Consider the following 20,365-nt stretch of genomic DNA (forward strand, 5'->3'; position numbering starts at 1 on the left):
TCGGTAGCCGGGCTGGCTGCTTCAGAATAATAGGTTTGTTCGCATATCCAGGCAAGAAAAGCAGGGCATTCAGCCCTTTTTTACCCTGCCAGACAGTGACTCCAGAATACTGGCAGAAGCCAATACATCTTTACCAAATAGTGAGAGGCGACAAGGGAAAAAAGCAGCAAATAAGAGCAGTCAGGCCGGAATTTACGGCGACCCTGCCTGGATACTCAGGCTGCCAATTTCAGGCATAAGAAATAATAAGAAAAGCTCATCACCAAAATAAGTACAGCTGCGCACGAAGGGATAATTATTGCGCGAGATCAGTTCAGGTCCTTCTTAATCAGGCATAAAAAAACCCCTGCTGTAATAGCAGGGGTTCAGTATCTGGTGGAGCTAAGCGGGATCGAACCGCTGACCTCCTGCATGCCATGCAGGCGCTCTCCCAGCTGAGCTATAGCCCCGAGTCGCATCGTTTAACACCCGAACCTTGTGGGATAAGGTTTGGTGGAGCTAAGCGGGATCGAACCGCTGACCTCCTGCATGCCATGCAGGCGCTCTCCCAGCTGAGCTATAGCCCCTTCGTAAACGACTTGTCGTCTCGACGGGCGGCATAATATGAATTCCCTTTCCCGGTGTCAACGCTATTTTCACTCTCCCCGATCAACCGTTGAAAAAGGCATCAAATCCTTCGTGGCAGTTCGCATTTTAACCAAATGTTAGTTAATCCCGTCACGGATTCACGTAATATGATAGCGTAAGCTAGTCCACTAAAAACAAACCAGGATGGTAGCACTATGTTCAGGGAGAGAATGACGCCAGACGAACTGGCGGCGCTGACTGGTTATAGCCGTCAGACAATCAATAAATGGGTACGCAGAGAGCGCTGGATAACCTCCCCACGCCCCGGTATTCAGGGGGGCAAGGCCCGGCTGATCCACGTTGATGAGCGGGTGCGCGAATTTATTCTCAGTACCCAACGTAGCGCCGCCGATAGCAACGCTGTCTACCAGGCAGGGGAAACTTCACTGGAAAATCTGCTGCTTAATGCCGTCAGAGAGATGAACGCAGTAGAGCAGAAGCAGCTCACCTCATTATTACTACGTGAAGGTATCGGCGGCATGTTAACCCGACTTAGCATCCGCCAGGATGAATACGGATGATCGCCTTTAAAAACAAAATGACGCCAAAAGAGCTGGCGCGATTGACAGGCTATACCCCGCAGGCCATTAACCGCTGGACCCGCAGGTTCGGCTGGCAGACAACACCGCTGCACGGTGTAAAAGGCGGTCGTGCCCATGTGGTTCACGTTAATGCCGATGTGCGAAGCTTCCTGCTGAATACGCCGCTGATGCGCCAGCGCACCCAGAAAAACGCTGCCGAACCCGCCGTGCCATACGCTGGCGGCCAAAATACGCTTGAAGTGTTATGGGTGGAAGCCCTGCGTCAGCTAACGGACGAAGAGCGGCAGAAGCTAACCGCACTGCTGCACCGGGAAGGCATTTCCGGTATTTTCCGGCGCCTGTCGGGGAAGGAATAATCGCCCCTTCCTCAAGGAAAGAGCGACTTAGCACTATTACGCCTGCTCGCGCGCCTGGATAAATTCCAGCGCCTTATTGATGCGCTCCAGGCTGCGGGATTGACCGATGGCGTTAACAGTCACATCCAGCGCCGGTGACTGACCACCGCCGGTAACCGCCACACGCAACGGCATCCCGACTTTACCCATACCGACTTCCAGCTCATCGGCTGTAGCCTGGATGGCTTCGTGAATATTGTGCGCATTCCACTCAGTAATGGCCTGCAGCTTGTCGCGTACCACTTCCAGCGGCTGACGAGCGACCGGGCGCAGATGCTTCTTCGCCGCATCGGCGTCAAACTCCGCAAAGTCCTCATAGAAGTAACGGCAGCTGGCCGCCATCTCTTTCAGAGTCTTGCAGCGCTCACCCAGCAGCGTTACCAGCTCGGACAACTGAGGACCGTTATGGGTATCGATCTGCTCCTGCTCGATATGCCACTGCAGGTGCGTCGCCACATAATTCGGATCCATATGGTTGATATAATGATGGTTCAGCCACAGCAGCTTATCGGTATTGAAAGCGCTGGCAGATTTGCTGACTGCTTCCAGGGTGAACATCTGCTTCATCTCTTCGATAGAGAAGACCTCCTGGTCGCCATGGGACCAGCCCAGACGCACCAGATAGTTGAGCAGCGCTTCCGGCAGGTAGCCGTCGTCGCGGTACTGCATCACGCTTACCGCGCCGTGACGCTTGGAAAGCTTCTTGCCATCGTCGCCCAGGATCATCGAAACGTGGGCGTATTCCGGCACCGGCGCATTCAGCGCCTTCAGAATGTTGATCTGACGCGGCGTGTTGTTGATATGGTCTTCACCACGTACCACGTGGGTGATCTCCATATCCCAGTCATCCACCACCACGCAGAAGTTATAGGTCGGAGAGCCGTCGGTACGGCGGATGATCAGATCGTCCAGCTCCTGGTTACTGAATTCGATAGGGCCACGGATCAGATCGTTAAACACCACGGATCCTTCCTGCGGGTTAGCGAAACGCACCACGCAGGGCTCACTGGCGTCGTGATGGCTGCGATCGTGGCGACAGCGCCCGTCATAGCGCGGCTTTTCGCCTTTTGCCATCTGATCTTCGCGCAGTGTTTCCAGCCGCTCCTTCGAGCAGTAGCATTTATAGGCCGTTCCCGCCGCCAGCATCTCGTCGATGGCTGCGTTGTAGCGGTCGAAGCGTTTAGTCTGGAAATAAGGACCTTCATCCCAGTCCAGCCCCAGCCAGTTCATGCCATCCATAATGGCGTCAATAGCCTGCTGGGTTGAACGCTCCAGGTCAGTATCTTCAATACGCAGCACAAACTCGCCGTCGTGATTACGGGCAAACAGCCATGAATAGAGTGCGGTACGAGCGCCACCGACGTGCAGATAGCCAGTCGGACTGGGCGCGAAGCGGGTTTTGATTTTCATTAAGCGGCCTTAATTACGTATAAAAGTGCCGGAAGTCGGCAAGCCAGGGAAAATAAAGTGGGCAACATTCTACCACCGTGAGGCGATTCCTCAATGTCGGTGCGGGCAGGCACCGGTTGGATAGTCAAAAATTGTCGTAAAATCCATCCGCGATGGGGGATCCAACAGCGCTTTGTTTAATTTTACGACGAATAAACAAAAACTTTGGAAAAGGCGTTGACTCATTTTCCGCTATCCCTATAATGCGACTCCACACAGCGGGGGTGATTAGCTCAGCTGGGAGAGCACCTCCCTTACAAGGAGGGGGTCGGCGGTTCGAACCCGTCATCACCCACCACTATTTATAGTGTATCCCGCCGTGTAGAAGAGCAGTTTGAAGAGTCCGGGTGATTAGCTCAGCCGGGAGAGCACCTCCCTTACAAGGAGGGGGTCGGCGGTTCGATCCCGTCATCACCCACCAAACTCTTCAGCGGCAGCTTTTCTTGCCGGTTGATAAAACTGGTGTTATACAGAAGTACCGAAGTGGGTGATTAGCTCAGCTGGGAGAGCACCTCCCTTACAAGGAGGGGGTCGGCGGTTCGAACCCGTCATCACCCACCACTTCGGGTCGTTAGCTCAGTTGGTAGAGCAGTTGACTTTTAATCAATTGGTCGCAGGTTCGAGCCCTGCACGACCCACCATGTAGAAAGGCGCCCTAAAGGCGCCTTTTTGCTTTTCTGCCCTTCCCTTTCGATTATTCAAACAGCGCATCGCCTTTACGGGCCTCGTTCAGCAAACGCGCCTGTTCCGCCACCACATCCCATACCGCCCGGGCCGCACCGGAAAGCGAACGGTTTTTACGCCTCACCAGCATCAACTGCCGTTGAACCACCGGCACCAGCTTCCTGACCACCAACGGCCGACTTTCCGGTAACGGTAATGCCAGCGCCGGCAACACGCTGATGCCGATTCCCGCCTCCACCATGGGAAACAGCGTGGCAGGGTGGCCGATCTGCTGCACGATACTGGCTTCAATGTCCTGACTGGACAGCGCTTCATCGATCAGCGCGCGACTGCCCGAGGCATAGTCCTGCAACACCAGTTCGGCACCATTCAGCGCCTGCCAGGGCACCTGATCCTGGGCCGCCAGCGAATGATCGCAACGGCACAGCAGCAGAAAAGGTTCCGAGAGTACCGTTTCACTATCGAGATCCGCCGCCTGAATCGGGTCAATAACCATACCGAAATCCACTTCGCCGCTGCGGATACTTTCCAGCACCCAATGTTGAGGTCTGTCATGCAGCACAAAACGGATCGCCGGATAGCGCTGCTGACAGCAGGCGATAGACTGCGGCATCAGATGCGCTGAGAGGGTCTGACTGGCTGCAACCCTCACAGTACCGCTCAACTGCTGACCGGTGCTGCGGGCATCCAGCAGCGTATTGTTAAGTTCATCCAGCACCCTGTCCAGACGAACGGCAAGCTGCTGCCCGGCGACGGTCAGCGTCACTTCGCGGGTTGTGCGATCCAACAACCGAACGCCGAGCGTCTCTTCCAGCTCTTTAATGCTGTGGCTGACGGCGGACTGACTCAGCCCGATACGCTGTCCGGCCCGGCTGAAACTTCCGGCCCGGGCCACCGCGACAAAAACGCGAAGCTGTTTCAGCGAGTAATTCATCGAAAACCTTCATGTATAGATGAAATAAATCAATTTTATTTATTAAACCACCCTTTGCACAATAAAAAGAAAAGATCACAGGTGACGTTATGAAACTGCTACGTATTTTCGATCCCTTTACCCTGACCCTCATCGCAACCGTGCTGCTGGCCTCGTTCCTTCCGGCCCGCGGCGTCTTCGTGGATTATTTCTCCTGGCTGACCACCGCCGCCATCGCCCTGCTGTTCTTTATGCACGGGGCCAAGCTATCTCGAGATGCGCTGGTCGCAGGCGGCAGCCACTGGCGTTTGCATCTGTGGGTGATGTGCAGCACTTTTATTCTGTTTCCGGCGCTGGGCGTGCTGTTCGCCTGGTGGGCGCCAGTGAATGTCAGCCCGGAAATCTACTCAGGATTCCTTTATCTGTGCATTCTGCCCGCGACCGTGCAGTCGGCCATCGCCTTTACTTCGCTGGCAGGCGGTAACGTGGCGGCGGCGGTCTGCTCTGCTTCCGCCTCCAGCCTGTTAGGGATTTTCCTTTCGCCATTGCTGGTGAGCCTGCTGATGCATACCGGCGGTGGCGCCAGCCAGGACGGATTGCGCCAGGTCGGCGCCATTATGCTGCAACTGCTGCTGCCCTTCGTGCTCGGCCATCTGTCACGCCCCTGGACCGCGAACTGGGTGGCACGCCATCGTAAGTGGATCGGCAAAACCGATCAGACCTCGATTCTGCTGGTGGTCTATACCGCCTTTAGCGAAGCTGTGAATAACGGTATCTGGAGTCAGGTGGGGATCGGTGCGCTGGGTTTCATTGTACTGGCCAGCATCGTGCTGTTGGCGATTGTATTAGCGGTTAACACTCTGGTGGCACGCCGCGCCGGTTTCAGCAAGGCGGATGAAATTACCATTGTCTTCTGCGGATCGAAAAAGAGCCTGGCGAATGGGATTCCGATGGCCAATATTCTGTTCCCGGTTCAGGCGGTGGGGATGATGGTGCTGCCGCTAATGATTTTCCACCAGATTCAGCTGATGGTCTGCGCCATGCTGGCGCAGCGTTACCGGCGGCGCCAGCTGGAAAGCGGCGCCATCCAGGCGACACAGGAAGGATAATGGTTCTACTGACGCTTAAGGGGGCGGACCAGATGGTCCAGCCCCTCGACCTTTATCAGCAGCGTCAGCGCCATCAGTTCGCCAAGGTGCCCCTTCGGAAATTCTCCCTTGCGGGAGAACCACAGCAGATACTCCTCCGGCAGATCAATCAACGCCCTGCCCTGATACTTTCCGAACGGCATGATGGTATTGGCAATTTCAATCAGGCGCTCTTTATCCATTGATTATTTCCCCAGCAGGCGCAGCATCTCCGCCTCGTCGATAACGTCGATCCCTAACTCCTGGGCTTTTGCCAGTTTGGAACCAGCGGCTTCCCCGGCAATGACCAGATCGGTTTTCTTCGATACGCTACCGCTCACCTTCGCCCCCAGTTCCACCAGGCGCGCTTTGGCATCGTCCCGTGACATCTGGCTCAGAGAGCCGGTCAGCACCACGGTTTTACCAGCAAACGGACTGTCTATCTCTTCGGCGCGCACCACCACCGGTGCAGGCCAGTGAATACCCACGTCTTCCGTCAACTGGCGAATAACATCGCGGTTGCTCTCTTCTTCAAAGAAGTTATGCACGTGGCTGGCGACTACCACGCCGACGTCCGGCACCTGCTGAAGTTCATCCACGCTCGCCGCCATTAGCGCGTCCAGGTTGCCATAGTGGGCCGCCAGTCCGGCCGCCGTGGCTTCCCCCACTTCGCGAATCCCTAACGCATAGAGGAAACGGGCAAAGGTGGTCTGTTTCGATTTTTCGAGCGCGTTCACCAGATTCTGGGCCGACTTCGGCCCCATGCGGTCTAATCCTGTCAGCACCCCGGCGCTGAGTCGGAACAGATCTGCCGGTGTTTTGACGTACTCTTTATCCACCAGTTGGTCGATAATTTTCACGCCCATACCGTCGACATCCATGGCCCGGCGAGAGACAAAGTGCCACAGCGCCTCTTTGCGCTGAGCGCCGCAGATAAGTCCGCCGGTACAGCGCGCCACCGCTTCACCTTCCACCCGCTCCACCTCTGAACCACAGACCGGACAGTGGGTCGGAAAGACCACTTCCCGGGCGTCGTCGGGGCGCTCAGAGGTTACCACGCTCACTACCTGGGGAATCACGTCGCCCGCCCGGCGAATCACCACGGTATCGCCAATGCGCAGACCCAGACGCTCGATCTCATCGGCGTTATGCAGCGTGGCGTTACTGACCATTACGCCCGCGACCTGCACCGGCTCCAGACGCGCCACCGGCGTAATAGCACCAGTGCGGCCCACCTGAAACTCCACGTCGCGTACCCAGGTCATCTGCTCCTGAGCCGGAAATTTAAAGGCTACGGCCCAGCGCGGCGCCCGCGCTACATAGCCCAGCGTTTCCTGGAGCGGCAGCGAATCGACCTTAATTACCACGCCATCAATATCGAAACCCAGGGTTTCGCGATCCTGCTCCACCTGATGGTAATAATCGAGCACCGCCTGTTCGCCGCTGCACAGACGCACGCGGTCGCTCACCGGCAGCCCCCAGGCTTTAAACTGCTGTAGTCGTTCGATATGGCTGTCCGGAAGCGTACCGCCTTCCAGCAGGCCCACGCCGTAACAGAAGAAAGTAAGCGGTCGCTTCGCGGTAACTCGCGGATCCAACTGGCGCAAAGAGCCCGCCGCCGCATTACGCGGGTTAGCAAAAATCTTGCCGCCAGTGCGACGCGCCTCTTCATTAATCTTTTCGAAACCAGCCTGCGGCAGGAACACTTCGCCGCGCACTTCAACCCGGCTGGGGATGTTGTCCCCCTGCAGGCGCAGAGGAATAGCGCGGATGGTCCGCACATTACTGGTGATGTTCTCACCCGTAGTGCCGTCCCCTCGAGTGGAAGCGCGGGTGAGCACTCCCTCTTCATACAGCAGACTGACCGCCAGGCCATCGAGCTTAAGCTCGCAGCAGAAGGTGATCTCATCGCTGTTCTTCAGTCGGTCCTGAATGCGCTTATAGAATGCCAGCCAGCTCTCTTCATCAAAGACGTTATCCAGCGACAGCATCGGCACTTCATGACGTACCTGGGTAAATTCGCTCAGCGGCGCCGCCCCTACCCGCTGGGTGGGCGAATCCGGCGTGACCAGCTCAGGGTGGGCCTCTTCCAGCGTACGTAATTCACGCATCAGGCGATCGTACTCCGCGTCCGGTACCTCCGGAGCATCCAGCACGTGGTAGAGATATTCATGATGACGAAGCGTGGTTCGCAGCAGTAAAAGTTTGTCTTCTATAGAGTCCATATCGCACCATCAACGATAAAAAACCCCCGACGAGCGGGGGTTCAGGGAAAGCGGAAACCGATTAACGTAGCGCGTCAGGGCTGGGTGCCCAACACTTCACGAATCGTATCCTGATACTCGCGCAGTTTCTGCGGCGTCATCATCCGACGCTGGTCATCAAGCACTACGCCGCCAACTTCATCGGCAATGTGCTGAGCCGACTGCAGCATCAGCTTAAAGTTTTGCAGCCCGTCCCCGTAAGAGGGAACCTGCATAAAGATCGTGATGCCCGGAGTCATAAAATCATTCATGGTTTCCGGATCGAAAGAGCCGGGTTTAACCATGTTGGCCAGACTGAACAGCACCGGGCCGCTACCGTCCGGACTTAAATGGCGATGGAAAATATTCATTTCGCCAAACATGAAGCCCGCTTGCTGAATGCTGTTAAGCAGAACATCGCCATTAAGCTGGCTGCCGGCGTGAGCGGCGACGTTCATGACAATCACCGCCTCTTTGCGCGGCGCCGGCGCGGCAGGCTCTGGCGCAAAGGGTTCAGGCTCAGGCTGTGCGACAGGCTCCGGCGCCTGAGGCGGCTGTTGTGGTTCGGGCTGCGGCTGGGGAGCCTGAGGCGGCATCTCCGGCTGCGGGGGTTGCTGAACTGGCGCAGACGTCGGCTGCGGCGCCTGAGGCCGCTGAACCGGCTGCTGCTGAGGCTGCGCCACCGGCTCTGGCTGCTGAACCACAGGCTGTGGCTGTACGGCAGGCTGAGGCGCAGGGCGCTGAGGCTGAGATTGCGGCGCCTGCTGCTGTCCCGGTTGCTGCGGCGTCTGCTGACGCGGCTGCGGCGCGCCGTAAGGCGGCTGGTAGTTGTGCTGTGGCGCCTGCTCACGGAGCTCATCCTGCGGCTCCGCTGGCTGAACCCGACGCACGCGAACTTCGCCGACGCCTTCGTCGGCCTCCGCTTCCGGCTCATACTCATCGCGCTCAGACTTCATGCGTCTAAGCGGACGATCCCGGAAAATCGAGGAACGCTCTTTTCTGCTGGTCCACAGTCCGTGTACCAGTAAGGCGATTATGGCTATCGCGCCAACAATGATTAATATCAGACGCAAGTCCTGCATCATTATATTCTCTGTTGTTCTAACACCTTGCCACCGCGGCAAACATTTACTCACTAAGAGTATTTGTCCATCTGCCTAAGTGCAAGTGCCCCCTTGAGCTTCTCATCAGAAAGATCTCCTAAAAAGGTCTTTTTGCTGTTTTTTCGACCATTTCCGAGGTGGTTATCGCATTTTGCCCGACATATGATAGGCGGGCACCAAATCGGTTGTCTTATTAAGGAGCAACGCCAGACATGGTATCACACAGCGGCAGCACCCCCCGTAGCGGGCTGCACTACTTTTCTCAGGGCTGGAAGCTGATTCGCGAGCCGGGCATCGGCCGTTTTGTCTTCCTGCCCCTTCTGGTTAACGTTTTGTGGATGGGCGGCGCCTTCTGGTGGCTGTTTACCCAACTGGGGGCCTGGATTCCGGCGCTGATGAGTCACGTTCCCGACTGGCTGCAATGGCTGAGCTATCTGCTGTGGCCGCTGGCCACGCTTTCTATCCTGCTGGTCTTCAGCTACTTCTTTTCCACCGTCGCCAACTGGATAGCCGCCCCGTTTAACGGACTACTGGCGGAACAGCTCGAGGCACGGTTGACCGGCGCCACGCCGCCGGATACCGGCGTTATCGACATCATGAAAGATCTGCCGCGCATCATGAAACGCGAATGGCAGAAGTTTGCCTGGTACCTGCCCCGGGCCGTAGTATTGCTGCTTCTGTACTTTATTCCCGGAATCGGCCAGACCGTGGCGCCGGTACTTTGGTTCCTGTTCAGCGCCTGGATGCTGGCGATTCAGTATTGCGACTACCCGTTCGATAACCACAAGGTTCCCTTCGCCGAAATGCGTATCGCACTGCGCGAACGCAAGATGATTAATATGCAGTTCGGCGCCCTGGTCAGCCTGTTCACGCTGATCCCGATACTGAATCTGGTCATCATGCCGGTCGCGGTCTGCGGCGCCACCGCCATGTGGGTGGACTGCTACCGGGCCCAACATGCCCGCTGGCGTTAAGCGCTAAAGATGACGCCCGTCCCGGGCGTCATTCTGCAATACGCTATTTGTGCGCCCACCCTGGCAATTTTCATCCTTATTCCATACTGTCAGTCATTTATTTCGCATCAATATATAGATATGCGATTTCCTTACTTCACCCTGGACTCCAACCGGGTATGCTGGTGGGGTTCCCAAATTTCATACAGTTAAGGACCGGCCATGAGTAAGATTTACGAAGATAACTCCCTGACAATCGGCCACACGCCGCTGGTGCGTCTCAACCGCATCGGTAACGGGCGCATCCTGGCAAAGGTGGAATCCCGTAACCCCAGCTTCAGCGTTAAGTGCCGTATTGGCGCTAACATGATTTGGGATGCCGAAAAGCGCGGCTTGCTGAAATCTGGCGTTGAGCTGGTTGAACCGACCAGCGGCAATACCGGTATCGCGCTGGCCTACGTCGCCGCGGCCCGGGGCTATAAACTGACGCTTACCATGCCGGAAACCATGAGCGTCGAACGTCGTAAGCTGCTGAAGGCGCTGGGCGCTAACCTGGTGCTGACCGAGGGGGCTAAAGGGATGAAAGGCGCTATTCAAAAGGCGGAAGAGATCGTCGCCAGCGCCCCCGAAAAATACCTGCTGCTGCAACAGTTCAGCAATCCGGCCAATCCGGAGATCCACGAAAAAACCACCGGTCCAGAAATCTGGGAAGATACTGACGGCAATGTGGATGTGTTTATTGCAGGCGTCGGTACCGGCGGCACCCTAACCGGCGTAGCCCGCTATATCAAGAATACCAAAGGCAAAAAAGACCTGATCGCCGTCGCCGTTGAGCCTACCGACTCTCCGGTTATCGCTCAGGCACTGGCAGGCGATGAGCTGAAACCCGGTCCGCATAAGATCCAGGGGATTGGCGCCGGCTTTATTCCAGGCAACCTCGACCTCGAACTGGTAGACCAGGTTGTTGGCATCACCAATGAAGAAGCCATCTCTACGGCCCGTCGCCTGATGGAAGAAGAGGGGATCCTGGCCGGTATCTCTTCCGGTGCCGCCGTCGCCGCCGCGCTGAAACTGCAGGAAGATGAGACCTTCGCTAACAAGAATATTGTGGTGATTCTGCCCTCTTCCGGCGAACGCTATCTGAGCACCGCACTGTTCGCCGATCTCTTTACCGAAAAAGAGTTGCAACAGTGATGCCATCTTGTTAAAAAAGCTTAAAAAAGCACCTTTAGGGGTGCTTTTTTGTGGCTTCCATCAAACTTTTACCCCTGTTGGCATTGCTTAACCCCCCCCGCCTCTGGTATTTAACCTGCTAATTATTTTGATGCGCGAAATTATTCGCTGAGAGCCCTTAACGGCTGAATCGATTTATCCCATTGGTAGACTCGGGCATCAGGATGCATAATATTCGGTGGCGAGCGAGGCGCTAACGGCAAGATGGTTGATCGAGCCCATCGCACTTCGACGGCTTGCAGCATTCGCACCGCGTCCCGGTTACGCCAGCGCTTAAGTAATAGAGGCTAAAGTGTGGCCCCCAGGCTAGACTTTAGTTCCATAACACTAAACCTATAAGTTGGGGAAATACAATGTTCCAGCAAGAAGTTACCATTACCGCTCCGAACGGTCTGCACACCCGCCCTGCCGCGCAGTTTGTTAAAGAAGCTAAAGGCTTTAGCTCCGAGATCACCGTGACTTCCAACGGCAAAAGCGCCAGCGCCAAAAGCCTGTTTAAGCTGCAGACTCTGGGCCTGACTCAGGGCACCGTTGTCTCTATCTCCGCTGAAGGCGAAGACGAGCAGAAAGCCGTAGAGCATCTGGTAAAACTGATGGCGGAACTTGAGTAATCACTCATTCAGTTTCGGATTAATATCAGTCAATTAAAGGTAGGGTTATGATTTCAGGCATTTTAGCATCCCCGGGTATCGCTTTCGGCAAGGCGCTCTTGCTGAAGGAAGATGAAATTGTCATCGACCGGAAAAAGATTTCTGCCGACAACGTCGATCAGGAAGTCAAACGCTTCCTGGACGGTCGCGCCAAAGCATCCACTCAGCTCGAAGCTATCAAAGTTAAAGCGGGCGAGACTTTCGGTGAAGAAAAGGAAGCCATCTTCGAAGGCCACATCATGTTGCTGGAAGATGAAGAGCTGGAGCAGGAAATCATAGCCCTGATTAAAGATAAGCACGCCACCGCTGATGCAGCGGCGTACGAGGTTATCGAAGGTCAGGCCACTGCGTTGGAAGAGCTGGACGACGAATACCTGAAGGAGCGCGCGGCTGACGTGCGTGACATCGGTAAGCGTCTGCTGCGCAATATCCTCGGTCTGGCAATTATCGATCTGAGCTCCATTCAGGACGAAGTGATCCTGGTAGCGGCCGATCTGACCCCGTCAGAAACCGCACAGCTGAACCTGGACAAGGTGCTGGGCTTTATCACCGATCTGGGCGGCCGTACTTCCCACACCTCCATCATGGCCCGCTCCCTGGAGCTGCCGGCGATCGTGGGTACCGGTAGCGTCACCAGTCAGGTGAAAAACGGCGACTATCTGGTCCTCGACGCGGTAAACAATAAAGTTTATGTCAACCCGAGCCAGGAAGAGATCGACGCCATGCGTCAGCTCCAGACTCAGGTTGCCGAAGAGAAAGCCGAACTGGCTAAGCTGAAAGATCTGCCGGCTATCACGCTGGACGGTCATCAGGTTGAAGTTTGCGCCAACATCGGTACCGTGCGTGACGTCGCAGGCGCCGAGCGCAACGGCGCGGAAGGCGTTGGCCTCTACCGTACCGAATTCCTGTTTATGGATCGCGAGTCACTGCCGACTGAAGACGAGCAGTTTGAAGCCTATAAGGCCGTGGCGGAAGCCTGCGGCGCACAGGCGGTTATCGTGCGTACCATGGACATCGGCGGCGACAAAGAGCTGCCCTATATGAACTTCCCGAAAGAGGAAAACCCGTTCCTCGGCTGGCGCGCCATCCGTATTGCTATGGATCGTAAAGAGATCCTGCGCGATCAGTTGCGTGCCATCCTGCGCGCTTCCGCTTTCGGTAAACTGCGTATCATGTTCCCGATGATCATCTCTGTCGAAGAGGTGCGTGAACTGAAGCAAGCGCTGGAAGGCTACAAAGCCGAACTGCGCGCCGAAGGCAAAGCCTTCGATGAAAAAATTGAAATTGGCGTGATGGTGGAAACCCCGGCCGCGGCGACCATTGCCCGCCATCTGGCTAAAGAAGTCGACTTCTTCAGTATCGGAACCAATGATCTGACGCAGTATACACTGGCAGTAGACCGTGGTAATGATATGATCTCGCATCTCTACCAGCCGATGTCGCCGTCGGTCCTTAACCTGATCAAGCAGGTTATTGATGCTTCTCATGCAGAAGGCAAATGGACCGGTATGTGCGGTGAGCTTGCTGGTGATGAACGTGCTACACTTCTGTTGCTGGGGATGGGGCTGGATGAGTTCAGTATGAGTGCCATCTCTATCCCGCGCATCAAGAAGATAATCCGTAACACTAACTTCGAAGATGCGAAGGTGTTAGCAGAGCAGGCTCTTGCTCAACCGACAACGGACGAGTTAATGACGCTGGTTAACAAGTTCATTGAAGAAAAAACAATCTGCTAATCCACGAGATGCGGCTCAAATTACTGCTTAGGAGAGAAGGTTAATGGGGTTTTTTAGTAAACTGTTCGGTGACAATAAAGGCGGCAGCGATACCGGTACAATTGATATCGTTGCGCCGCTGTCCGGCGAAATCGTCAATATCGAAGACGTACCTGACGTGGTATTCGCTGAGAAAATCGTTGGCGATGGTATCGCTATCAAACCGACCGGCGACAAAATGGTCGCACCGGTTGACGGCACCATCGGTAAAATTTTTGAAACTAACCACGCCTTCTCTATCGAATCTGATAGCGGCATTGAGCTGTTCGTCCACTTCGGTATCGATACCGTTGAGCTGAAAGGCGAAGGCTTCAAGCGCATCGCTGAAGAAGGCCAGCGCGTGAAAGTCGGTGACGTGATCATCGAGTTCGATCTGCCGCTGCTGGAAGAGAAAGCGAAATCTACGCTGACCCCGGTTGTTATCTCCAATATGGATGAAATCAAAGAGCTCAACAAGCTGTCCGGTAGCGTAACCGTTGGCGAAACGCCGGTTATCCGTATTAAAAAATAATCGCGTTTACCCAATGTAAAAACGGCGCTCTCTGGCGCCGTTTTTTTATGGGCAGGATTCAGATACCCGCTCCCTGAGTCAGGGGCTCTTCGCCATAAACGCCGGTGGAAAGATAACGATCGCCGCGATCGCAGATAATCGCCACCACCACCGCCCCCGGCGTGGTACGCGCCACGCGCAGAGCGCCCGCCACCGCGCCGCCGGAACTCACGCCGCAGAAAATCCCCTCTTCCCTCGCCAAACGGCGCATGGTGACTTCTGCATCCTGTTGGCTGATATCCAGCACTTCGTCTACCAGCGCGGCATCGAAGATGCCCGGCATCCACTCCCGGGGCCAGCGGCGAATTCCCGGAATGCTGCTGCCCTCTTCCGGCTGCAGCCCGACGATGGTGATCGGCTTACTCTGCTCGCGCAGGAAACGCGATGTCCCGGTAATGGTGCCGGTGGTCCCCATACTGGAAACAAAGTGGGTCAGCCTGCCAGCAGTCTGGCGCCAGATCTCCGGCCCGGTAGTTTCATAATGGGCCAGCGGGTTATCCGGATTGTTGAACTGATCCAGCACGTAGCCTTCGCCGCGCTCTGCCATATCCCGGGCCAGCGCCCTGGCGCCTTCCATGCCGTCGCTCTTACTCACCAGAATTAGCTCAGCGCCGTAGGCCTGCATCGCCGCCTGACGCTCCAGGCTCATGTTATCCGGCATCAGCAGTTTCATGCGGTACCCTTTCAGCGCCGCGATCATCGCCAGAGCGATCCCCGTGTTGCCGCTGGTGGCTTCGATAAGCACATCGCCCGGTTTAATATCGCCGCGCGCCTCGGCATGGACTATCATCGAATACGCCGCCCGATCCTTTACCGAACCAGCGGGATTGCTGCCCTCCAGCTTGACCCAAATTTCACTGCCGTTATCCGGCGCCATGCGCTGCAGGCGAACCAACGGGGTATTGCCAATTGTGTTTTCCAGTGTGCTCACGTTTTACTTATCCAGAAAATAAAAGCGGCCAGATGGCCGCTTCTGGTGACTCTTTCTTCTCTTCTATACCCTAAATAATTCGAGTTGCAGGACATATCTGCCACAGGCAGATATGAACGTGCTTTAGCACGGCCCCGAAGGGGCGAGGCCCATCAGGGCCTCGTAACGCGGCAAGAGAGTGAATCCCCGGGAGCATAGCCGTACTATGTAACCGGGGTGAACAAGCGCAGCCAACGCGCCTGCAGCTTGAAGTATAACGGGTATATCAGGCTGTGCGCGCTAACGCAACCGGCTGAATACGCTCATCGCCATGATAAATTCGCGCGTTCTGCAAACCGACGAACAGGCGATCGCCGCGTCTGAGGGGCTGCTCATCCTGCATCACTACCGTCAGCAGCTCGCGACTCCAGCCTTCGGGCTGCACCACCAGCTGCATATAGTGACCGCGGGGGCTTACCTCTACTACCTGCACCGGCAGCGGCGAATCCAGACTGGTGCGACGGCTGACGTCGACCTCCCAGGGACGCAGGAACAGATCCACCTCGCCCTGCCAGCTCGGAGTGAAACCCAGCGACCAGCGGTGAGCGCCAACGTGGAACTGACCGCCGCGCAGGGTACCGCTCAGGCGATTGACCTCGCCCAGAAACTCCAGCACGAAACGGGTCGCCGGTTCACGCCATACCAACTCCGGCGCATCGGCCTGTTCGATGTTGCCCTGGCTCATCACCACCACACGATCGGCCACTTCCATCGCCTCTTCCTGGTCGTGGGTCACGAAGACGCTGGTAAATTTCAGCTCTTCATGCAATTCACGCAGCCAACGACGCAGCTCTTTACGTACCTGAGCATCCAGCGCGCCAAAGGGTTCATCCAGCAGCAAAATCTGTGGCTCCACCGCCAGCGCACGGGCCAGCGCAACGCGCTGCTTCTGACCTCCGGAAAGCTGAGCCGGAAAGCGGTCCGCCAGATGGGCCAGCTGCACCATCTCCAGCAGTTTGGTGACCTTCTGGCGAATGGTCGCAGCATCCGGGCGCTGACGACGCGGCAGCACCGTCAGACCGAAGGCAATATTGTCGAATACCGTCATATGGCGGAACAGCGCGTAATGCTGAAACACAAAGCCTACCCGACGATCCCGGGCATGCAGACGGCTGACGTCGGTGCCGTGGAAGCGAATACGTCCGCTGCTCTGGCTTTCGAGCCCGGCGATAATACGTAGCAGCGTGGTCTTTCCGGAACCAGAAGGCCCCAGCAGCGCCACCATCTGGCCGGAAGGAATGTCCAGTGAGATATCGTTCAGCACCCGGGTACGGCCAAATGATTTTTTGATTGTGTCGATCTCAATGCTCATTGTTGTCCCTCCTGTTGCTGGCGTTTGTGCTGATTATCAGGCTTCATAAGCAACGTGCTCTTTAAAAACAGGGTAATAATCGCCATCAGGGCCAGCAGGGCCGCGGCGGTAAAGGAGCCGACCGTGTTGTAGTCCTGCTCCAGCAGTTCTATCTGCAATGGCAGCGACAGCGTCTCGCCGCGTATCGAGCCGGAAACTACCGACACCGCGCCAAACTCGCCAATAGCGCGGGCGTTGGTCAACACCACGCCATACAGCAGCGCCCAGCGGATATTGGGCAGCGTTACCCGGCGGAACATCTGCCAGCCGGATGCCCCCAGTAGGATAGCGGCTTCATCTTCATTGCTGCCCTGACTCATCATCACCGGCACCAGTTCACGTACCACGAAGGGGCAAGTCACAAAGATGGTGACCAGCACCATGCCGGGCCAGGAGAACATAATCTGCAGGCCGTGGGCATCCAGCCAGGATCCCACCGGGCCGTTAATACCGTAAAACAGCAGATAGACCAGGCCTGCCACCACCGGCGATACCGCGAAGGGAATATCCAGCAGGGTCAACAGCAGCTGGCGACCGGGAAAAGTAAAGCGCGTCACCAACCAGGCCAGCAGCGTACCGAACACCAGGTTAACCGGCACCGTGATCAGCGCGATCAGCACCGTCAGCCAGATGGCGTGCAGCATGTCAGGGTCCGCCAGATTATTCAGCGCCGGCATCACCCCTTTGGCAAAGGCCTGGGTGAAGATGTAGATCATCGGCACTACCAGCAGCAGGAATGAAAACAGCGCGCCAATACCAATCAGCAGCCATTTCACCCAGTCCACCCGTGGACGATCGTAAAGTTGAGTTACCTCAGACATCAGTGCCCCCCTACCCGTTTACCAAAGCGGCTCTGCAGCGTGTTGATGCTAAACAGCAGCAACAGCGACGCCCCCAGAATCACCGACGCCACGGCGCTGGCTGCCGGATAGTCAAACTCCTGCAACCGAACAAAAATCATCAGCGAAGTCACTTCGGTCTTCCAGGCGATATTACCAGCGATGAAGATCACCGCACCGAACTCCCCCAGGCTACGGGTAAAAGAGAGCGCCACGCCGGCCATCAGCGCCGGAGAAAGTTCCGGCAGCACCACCCGGCGAAAGCTCTGAAAGCGGGTCGCTCCCAGGGTCTGAGCCGCTTCTTCGTATTCCGGCCCCAGCTCTTCCAGTACCGGCTGAACGGTACGCACCACAAAGGGTACGCTGGTAAAGGCCATCGCCACCGCAATACCGAGCCAGGTGTAGGTCACCTTAATGCCCATCTCGCCCAGCCATTCGCCGTACAGGCCGTTGGTCGAAAAGAGCGACGCCAGGGTCAGGCCCGCCACGGCCGTCGGCAGCGCGAACGGCAGGTCCATCAACCCGTCCAGCAGGCTACGACCGGGGAACTGATAGCGAGTCAGAATCCAGGCCATCAGCATGCCGAAAACGCCGTTAAACACCGACGCCACGGCGGCAGAGAGCAGGGTCACCTTATAGGCGGCCACCACCTGTGGATTGGTAACCACTTCCCAGTATTGATCCAGGGTCATCTGGGACAACTGCATCACCAGCGCGCTCAGCGGCAGCAGCAGAATCAGGCAGACGAACAGCAGACTGGTGCCCAGGCTCAGGGTAAAGCCTGGCAATACCCGCTTTGACGAAGCGGCAAACATCAGTTACGCCCCGCCGCCAGCAGTTGGTCCAGTTCGCCACCGCTAGCAAAGTGGGTTTTCATAGCTTCACTCCAGCCACCAAACAGATCTTCCACCCGGAACAGCTCGGTTTCCGGAAAGCGATCCTTCAACTGCCCCATCAGTTGCGGGTTGTTTACCCGATAATAAAAATCGGTAATGATCTTCTGGGCCGGTGGGCTGTACAGGTAATTCAGGTATGCCTTCGCCGCTTTTTCAGTACCGCGAGCTTTCACGTTTTTATCCAGCCAGGCCACCGGGAATTCCGCCAGGATGTTGACCTTCGGCACCACGACCTCAAACTGCTGGTCCGGGTACTGGTTGCGGATATTGTTCACTTCGGATTCAAAGCTAATCAACACATCACCCAGTCCGCGTTCCACGAAGCTGGTGGTGGCGCCGCGGCCGCCGGTATCGAAGACTTCAACATTTTTCAGGAAGCGGGTCATAAACTGTTCGGTTTTCGCCTTATCGCCGCCGTCCGCCTTCCAGGCTGCCCCCCAGGCCGCCAGGTATGTGTAACGCGCATTGCCCGAAGTTTTCGGGTTCGGGAAAATAAGCTTAACGTCGCTGCGTCCCAGATCCTGCCAACTGTGGATATTCTTCGGGTTTCCCTTGCGCACCAGGAACGCCATGGTGGAGTAAAACGGCGAGCTATGATTCGCCAGGCGGCTCTGCCAGTCGGCGGGGAGCAGGCGGCCACGATCGTGCAGGATCTGCACATCGGTCACCTGGTTATAAGTTACAACGTCGGCTTTTAAGCCCTGCAGAATCGCCAGCGCCTGCTTCGAGGATCCGGCGTGGGACTGTTTGATGGTCAGGCGATCGCCGTTGTTTTCACTGGCCCACTGTTTGGCAAACGGTGGGTTCAGCGCGGCAAATAGCTCACGCGAAACGTCGTAGGAGCTGTTGAGCAGCTCGGTCGCCTGCGCCTGGCCCGCCAGCAACAGTAGCGAAACCGCCAGCGCGCGTCCTGATGTTTTTAATGACTTAACGGACATTCTCCCACCCTAATCTCTGAATCCAGCAGCAATCACGCCGATACTTCAATGGATATCAGTGTATTTATAACGGGAGGCAAAGCTGTAACGCTTTTATATACCGTTTGGTGATTTACAAGCGCAAAACAATATAAGAAGGCGGCGCGACCGGAAAGCCGCGCCAGAGTTGACTCACAGGGCCAGGAGACGGTCCAGGGAGGGGGCGAAGTAGTAGCCGCCAGTCACGGGTTTGGTAAAGCGCAGAATGGCGTCGCGCTTGCCGTCGGCTTCACCGAACATGCTCAGTAGCTGCTGCTCGATGTTGTGCAACCGCGCGCAATAGGCAATGAAATACAGGCCATGGGGACCGCTGGCGGTACCATAAGGCAGGCTCTGGCGAATAATCTTCAGGCTCTTGCCGTCTTCTTCCAGGTCCACACGGGTCAGGTGCGAAGTGACCGGACGCTCTTCCGGTTCAATCTCTTCATTCGCCGCTTTGGTACGACCAAAAATCATCTCCTGATCGGGCACGCTGATGCGGTCGAGCTGCTTCAGGTTGTGCTCCCAGCGCTGGGCGAGCACGTAGCTGCCGCCATCGTCCACGCCGCCGTTGATGATGCCATACTCGCGACGCAGCTCTTCACCGGCCGGGTTTTCGGTGCCATCCACAAAACCGCTGAGGTCGCGTTCTTCCACCCAGCGGAAGCCGTGGGTTTCCTCTTCCACCTTCAGCGCATCGCCGAAGGCCGCCAGCGCGGCCTGGGCAGCGCTGAAGTTAACGTCATGACGCCAGGAAAGGATGTGGATCAGCACATCACGCTGGGTGGCCGGGGCCAGTCCCTTACTGAGCGGGGTAAAGTTTTTCAGCTCCGGCGCGCCAACGCCGCCGCTCAGATCGCGCCACAGATCGTGTCCAAAGGCCACCACCGCGCCGAGGCGGGCATCCGGCCACTGGGCGCGCAGCGCTTCCAGACGTGCATGAAAATCCTGACATCCCTGCTTCAGCGCAGCGAAATCCCCCTGAAAACTCGCTTCCAGCCAGATAGCGGCGCGACAGTGTTCCGGCAAAATACCGGTCTGCACCCGGGACATAACTCCTCCTGAAAATAAACTCAACGACAGCGCGTTAATTATTATGCGGGCTTATA

The 20,365-nt window shown here is 56.6% G+C and carries 18 protein-coding genes, 6 tRNA genes and 1 pseudogene; 12 read left to right on the forward strand and 13 right to left on the reverse strand.

From position 1 onward, the window contains the following. Window positions 1-373 precede the first annotated feature (373 nt). Window positions 374-449 (reverse strand) — tRNA-Ala (locus FEM41_RS22865). Window positions 450-490: 41 nt separating this feature from the next. Next, window positions 491-566: transfer RNA gene (locus FEM41_RS22870), tRNA-Ala, on the reverse strand. A 216-nt stretch (window positions 567-782) separates the two neighbouring features. On the opposite strand from FEM41_RS22870, the gene FEM41_RS22875 reads away from it, so the two are divergent. Together FEM41_RS22875 and FEM41_RS22880 are read left to right on the forward strand one after the other, a co-directional pair. Further along, complete coding sequence (locus FEM41_RS22875) at window positions 783-1,148, forward strand: YfeC-like transcriptional regulator (RefSeq protein ID WP_138098771.1); 366 nt, start codon at window positions 783-785, stop codon at window positions 1,146-1,148. Further along, window positions 1,145-1,525, forward strand: a complete 381-nt coding sequence (locus FEM41_RS22880; RefSeq protein ID WP_138098773.1) for a YfeC-like transcriptional regulator — start codon at window positions 1,145-1,147, stop codon at window positions 1,523-1,525. The genes FEM41_RS22875 and FEM41_RS22880 overlap by 4 nt, the downstream gene beginning before the upstream one ends. Window positions 1,526-1,561: 36 nt before the next feature. Here FEM41_RS22880 and gltX read toward each other — a convergent pair whose 3' ends face one another. Continuing rightward, on the reverse strand, window positions 1,562-2,974 hold the full coding sequence (gltX, locus tag FEM41_RS22885) for a glutamate--tRNA ligase (protein ID WP_138098775.1): 1,413 nt from the start codon (window positions 2,972-2,974) through the stop codon (window positions 1,562-1,564). A gap of 261 nt (window positions 2,975-3,235) precedes the next feature. Here gltX and FEM41_RS22890 point away from each other — a divergent pair. The 4 genes from FEM41_RS22890 (at window position 3,236) to FEM41_RS22905 (ending at window position 3,654) form a co-directional block, all read left to right on the forward strand. Continuing rightward, window positions 3,236-3,311 (forward strand) — tRNA-Val (locus tag FEM41_RS22890). A 47-nt stretch (window positions 3,312-3,358) separates the two neighbouring features. Then, a tRNA-Val gene (locus tag FEM41_RS22895) sits at window positions 3,359-3,434 on the forward strand. Between the two features lie 64 nt (window positions 3,435-3,498). After that, a tRNA-Val gene (locus tag FEM41_RS22900) sits at window positions 3,499-3,574 on the forward strand. Between the two features lie 4 nt (window positions 3,575-3,578). Beyond that, window positions 3,579-3,654 (forward strand) — tRNA-Lys (locus tag FEM41_RS22905). A 53-nt stretch (window positions 3,655-3,707) separates the two neighbouring features. Here the strand turns inward: FEM41_RS22905 and FEM41_RS22910 are convergent. Continuing rightward, window positions 3,708-4,631 (reverse strand): LysR family transcriptional regulator, encoded by a 924-nt coding sequence (locus FEM41_RS22910; protein ID WP_138098777.1) that lies wholly within the window; start codon window positions 4,629-4,631, stop codon window positions 3,708-3,710. Between the two features lie 89 nt (window positions 4,632-4,720). Here FEM41_RS22910 and FEM41_RS22915 point away from each other — a divergent pair, with 89 nt between their 5' ends. Next, window positions 4,721-5,719: a bile acid:sodium symporter family protein gene (locus FEM41_RS22915; protein WP_138098779.1), complete on the forward strand. Its 999-nt coding sequence runs from the start codon at window positions 4,721-4,723 to the stop codon at window positions 5,717-5,719. Between the two features lie 5 nt (window positions 5,720-5,724). On the opposite strand, the gene FEM41_RS22920 is transcribed toward FEM41_RS22915, so the two are convergent. The 3 genes from FEM41_RS22920 to zipA form a co-directional block, all read right to left on the reverse strand. Next, a complete protein-coding gene (locus tag FEM41_RS22920) occupies window positions 5,725-5,940 on the reverse strand; it encodes a DUF3820 family protein (RefSeq protein ID WP_138098781.1) in 216 nt (71 codons plus the stop codon). A gap of 3 nt (window positions 5,941-5,943) precedes the next feature. After that, the gene (gene ligA, locus FEM41_RS22925) at window positions 5,944-7,962 is read right to left on the reverse strand and encodes an NAD-dependent DNA ligase LigA (RefSeq protein ID WP_138098783.1); all 2,019 of its coding nucleotides are present in this window, start codon (window positions 7,960-7,962) and stop codon (window positions 5,944-5,946) included. A gap of 74 nt (window positions 7,963-8,036) precedes the next feature. Next, window positions 8,037-9,065, reverse strand: a complete 1,029-nt coding sequence (gene zipA, locus FEM41_RS22930; RefSeq protein WP_196240473.1) for a cell division protein ZipA — start codon at window positions 9,063-9,065, stop codon at window positions 8,037-8,039. 230 nt (window positions 9,066-9,295) lie between these two features. Here zipA and cysZ point away from each other — a divergent pair, with 230 nt between their 5' ends. The 5 genes from cysZ to crr all read left to right on the forward strand — a co-directional run bounded on the left by cysZ (window position 9,296) and on the right by crr (window position 14,205). Beyond that, window positions 9,296-10,057 (forward strand): sulfate transporter CysZ, encoded by a 762-nt coding sequence (gene cysZ, locus FEM41_RS22935; RefSeq protein WP_138098787.1) that lies wholly within the window; start codon window positions 9,296-9,298, stop codon window positions 10,055-10,057. A 201-nt stretch (window positions 10,058-10,258) separates the two neighbouring features. Continuing rightward, window positions 10,259-11,230 (forward strand): cysteine synthase A, encoded by a 972-nt coding sequence (cysK, locus tag FEM41_RS22945; protein ID WP_138098791.1) that lies wholly within the window; start codon window positions 10,259-10,261, stop codon window positions 11,228-11,230. Window positions 11,231-11,622: 392 nt separating this feature from the next. Next, window positions 11,623-11,880 carry a phosphocarrier protein Hpr gene (gene ptsH, locus FEM41_RS22950; RefSeq protein WP_138098793.1) on the forward strand — a complete coding sequence of 86 codons (258 nt, stop codon included), beginning with the start codon at window positions 11,623-11,625 and terminating at the stop codon, window positions 11,878-11,880. A gap of 47 nt (window positions 11,881-11,927) precedes the next feature. After that, on the forward strand, window positions 11,928-13,655 hold the full coding sequence (gene ptsI, locus FEM41_RS22955; RefSeq protein WP_138098795.1) for a phosphoenolpyruvate-protein phosphotransferase PtsI: 1,728 nt from the start codon (window positions 11,928-11,930) through the stop codon (window positions 13,653-13,655). A gap of 43 nt (window positions 13,656-13,698) precedes the next feature. After that, window positions 13,699-14,205, forward strand: a complete 507-nt coding sequence (gene crr / locus FEM41_RS22960; protein WP_138098797.1) for a PTS glucose transporter subunit IIA — start codon at window positions 13,699-13,701, stop codon at window positions 14,203-14,205. Window positions 14,206-14,263: 58 nt separating this feature from the next. Here the strand turns inward: crr and cysM are convergent, their stop codons facing one another. From cysM to FEM41_RS22990, 6 genes and pseudogenes are all read right to left on the reverse strand, one after another. Beyond that, the gene (gene cysM, locus FEM41_RS22965) at window positions 14,264-15,175 is read right to left on the reverse strand and encodes a cysteine synthase CysM (RefSeq protein WP_138098799.1); all 912 of its coding nucleotides are present in this window, start codon (window positions 15,173-15,175) and stop codon (window positions 14,264-14,266) included. A 265-nt stretch (window positions 15,176-15,440) separates the two neighbouring features. Beyond that, entirely contained in the window at window positions 15,441-16,526 is a 1,086-nt protein-coding gene (gene cysA, locus FEM41_RS22970; RefSeq protein WP_138098801.1) for a sulfate/thiosulfate ABC transporter ATP-binding protein CysA, read from the reverse strand. Then, window positions 16,516-17,386, reverse strand: a pseudogene (gene cysW, locus FEM41_RS22975) (sulfate/thiosulfate ABC transporter permease CysW). The gene cysA and the pseudogene cysW overlap by 11 nt, the downstream one beginning before the upstream one ends. After that, window positions 17,386-18,219 (reverse strand): sulfate/thiosulfate ABC transporter permease CysT, encoded by an 834-nt coding sequence (gene cysT, locus FEM41_RS22980; protein ID WP_138098805.1) that lies wholly within the window; start codon window positions 18,217-18,219, stop codon window positions 17,386-17,388. Before cysT ends, cysW begins: the two are co-directional and overlap by 1 nt. After that, entirely contained in the window at window positions 18,219-19,238 is a 1,020-nt protein-coding gene (locus FEM41_RS22985) for a sulfate ABC transporter substrate-binding protein (RefSeq protein ID WP_138098807.1), read from the reverse strand. The genes cysT and FEM41_RS22985 overlap by 1 nt, the downstream gene beginning before the upstream one ends. A 171-nt stretch (window positions 19,239-19,409) precedes the next feature. Next, window positions 19,410-20,309: a Dyp-type peroxidase gene (locus FEM41_RS22990; RefSeq protein ID WP_138098809.1), complete on the reverse strand. Its 900-nt coding sequence runs from the start codon at window positions 20,307-20,309 to the stop codon at window positions 19,410-19,412. Window positions 20,310-20,365 lie beyond the last annotated feature (56 nt).

This window comes from Jejubacter calystegiae (assembly GCF_005671395.1).
Taxonomy (GTDB): Bacteria; Pseudomonadota; Gammaproteobacteria; order Enterobacterales; family Enterobacteriaceae; genus Jejubacter; species Jejubacter calystegiae.

Bases quoted from the DNA above. Each gene is read 5' to 3' on its own strand.
- ptsI (WP_138098795.1), top strand. From the start codon at position 11,928: ATGATTTCAGGCATTTTAGCATCCCCGGGTATCGCTTTCGGCAAGGCG.
- FEM41_RS22985 (WP_138098807.1), bottom strand. From the start codon at position 19,238: ATGTCCGTTAAGTCATTAAAAACATCAGGACGCGCGCTGGCGGTTTCG.
- ptsH (WP_138098793.1), top strand. From the start codon at position 11,623: ATGTTCCAGCAAGAAGTTACCATTACCGCTCCGAACGGTCTGCACACC.
- FEM41_RS22910 (WP_138098777.1), bottom strand. From the start codon at position 4,631: ATGAATTACTCGCTGAAACAGCTTCGCGTTTTTGTCGCGGTGGCCCGG.
- cysT (WP_138098805.1), bottom strand. From the start codon at position 18,219: ATGTTTGCCGCTTCGTCAAAGCGGGTATTGCCAGGCTTTACCCTGAGC.
- FEM41_RS22920 (WP_138098781.1), bottom strand. From the start codon at position 5,940: ATGGATAAAGAGCGCCTGATTGAAATTGCCAATACCATCATGCCGTTC.
- gltX (WP_138098775.1), bottom strand. From the start codon at position 2,974: ATGAAAATCAAAACCCGCTTCGCGCCCAGTCCGACTGGCTATCTGCAC.
- crr (WP_138098797.1), top strand. From the start codon at position 13,699: ATGGGGTTTTTTAGTAAACTGTTCGGTGACAATAAAGGCGGCAGCGAT.
- FEM41_RS22880 (WP_138098773.1), top strand. From the start codon at position 1,145: ATGATCGCCTTTAAAAACAAAATGACGCCAAAAGAGCTGGCGCGATTG.
- FEM41_RS22990 (WP_138098809.1), bottom strand. From the start codon at position 20,309: ATGTCCCGGGTGCAGACCGGTATTTTGCCGGAACACTGTCGCGCCGCT.
- cysZ (WP_138098787.1), top strand. From the start codon at position 9,296: ATGGTATCACACAGCGGCAGCACCCCCCGTAGCGGGCTGCACTACTTT.
- cysA (WP_138098801.1), bottom strand. From the start codon at position 16,526: ATGAGCATTGAGATCGACACAATCAAAAAATCATTTGGCCGTACCCGG.
- cysK (WP_138098791.1), top strand. From the start codon at position 10,259: ATGAGTAAGATTTACGAAGATAACTCCCTGACAATCGGCCACACGCCG.
- FEM41_RS22915 (WP_138098779.1), top strand. From the start codon at position 4,721: ATGAAACTGCTACGTATTTTCGATCCCTTTACCCTGACCCTCATCGCA.
- ligA (WP_138098783.1), bottom strand. From the start codon at position 7,962: ATGGACTCTATAGAAGACAAACTTTTACTGCTGCGAACCACGCTTCGT.
- zipA (WP_196240473.1), bottom strand. From the start codon at position 9,065: ATGATGCAGGACTTGCGTCTGATATTAATCATTGTTGGCGCGATAGCC.
- FEM41_RS22875 (WP_138098771.1), top strand. From the start codon at position 783: ATGTTCAGGGAGAGAATGACGCCAGACGAACTGGCGGCGCTGACTGGT.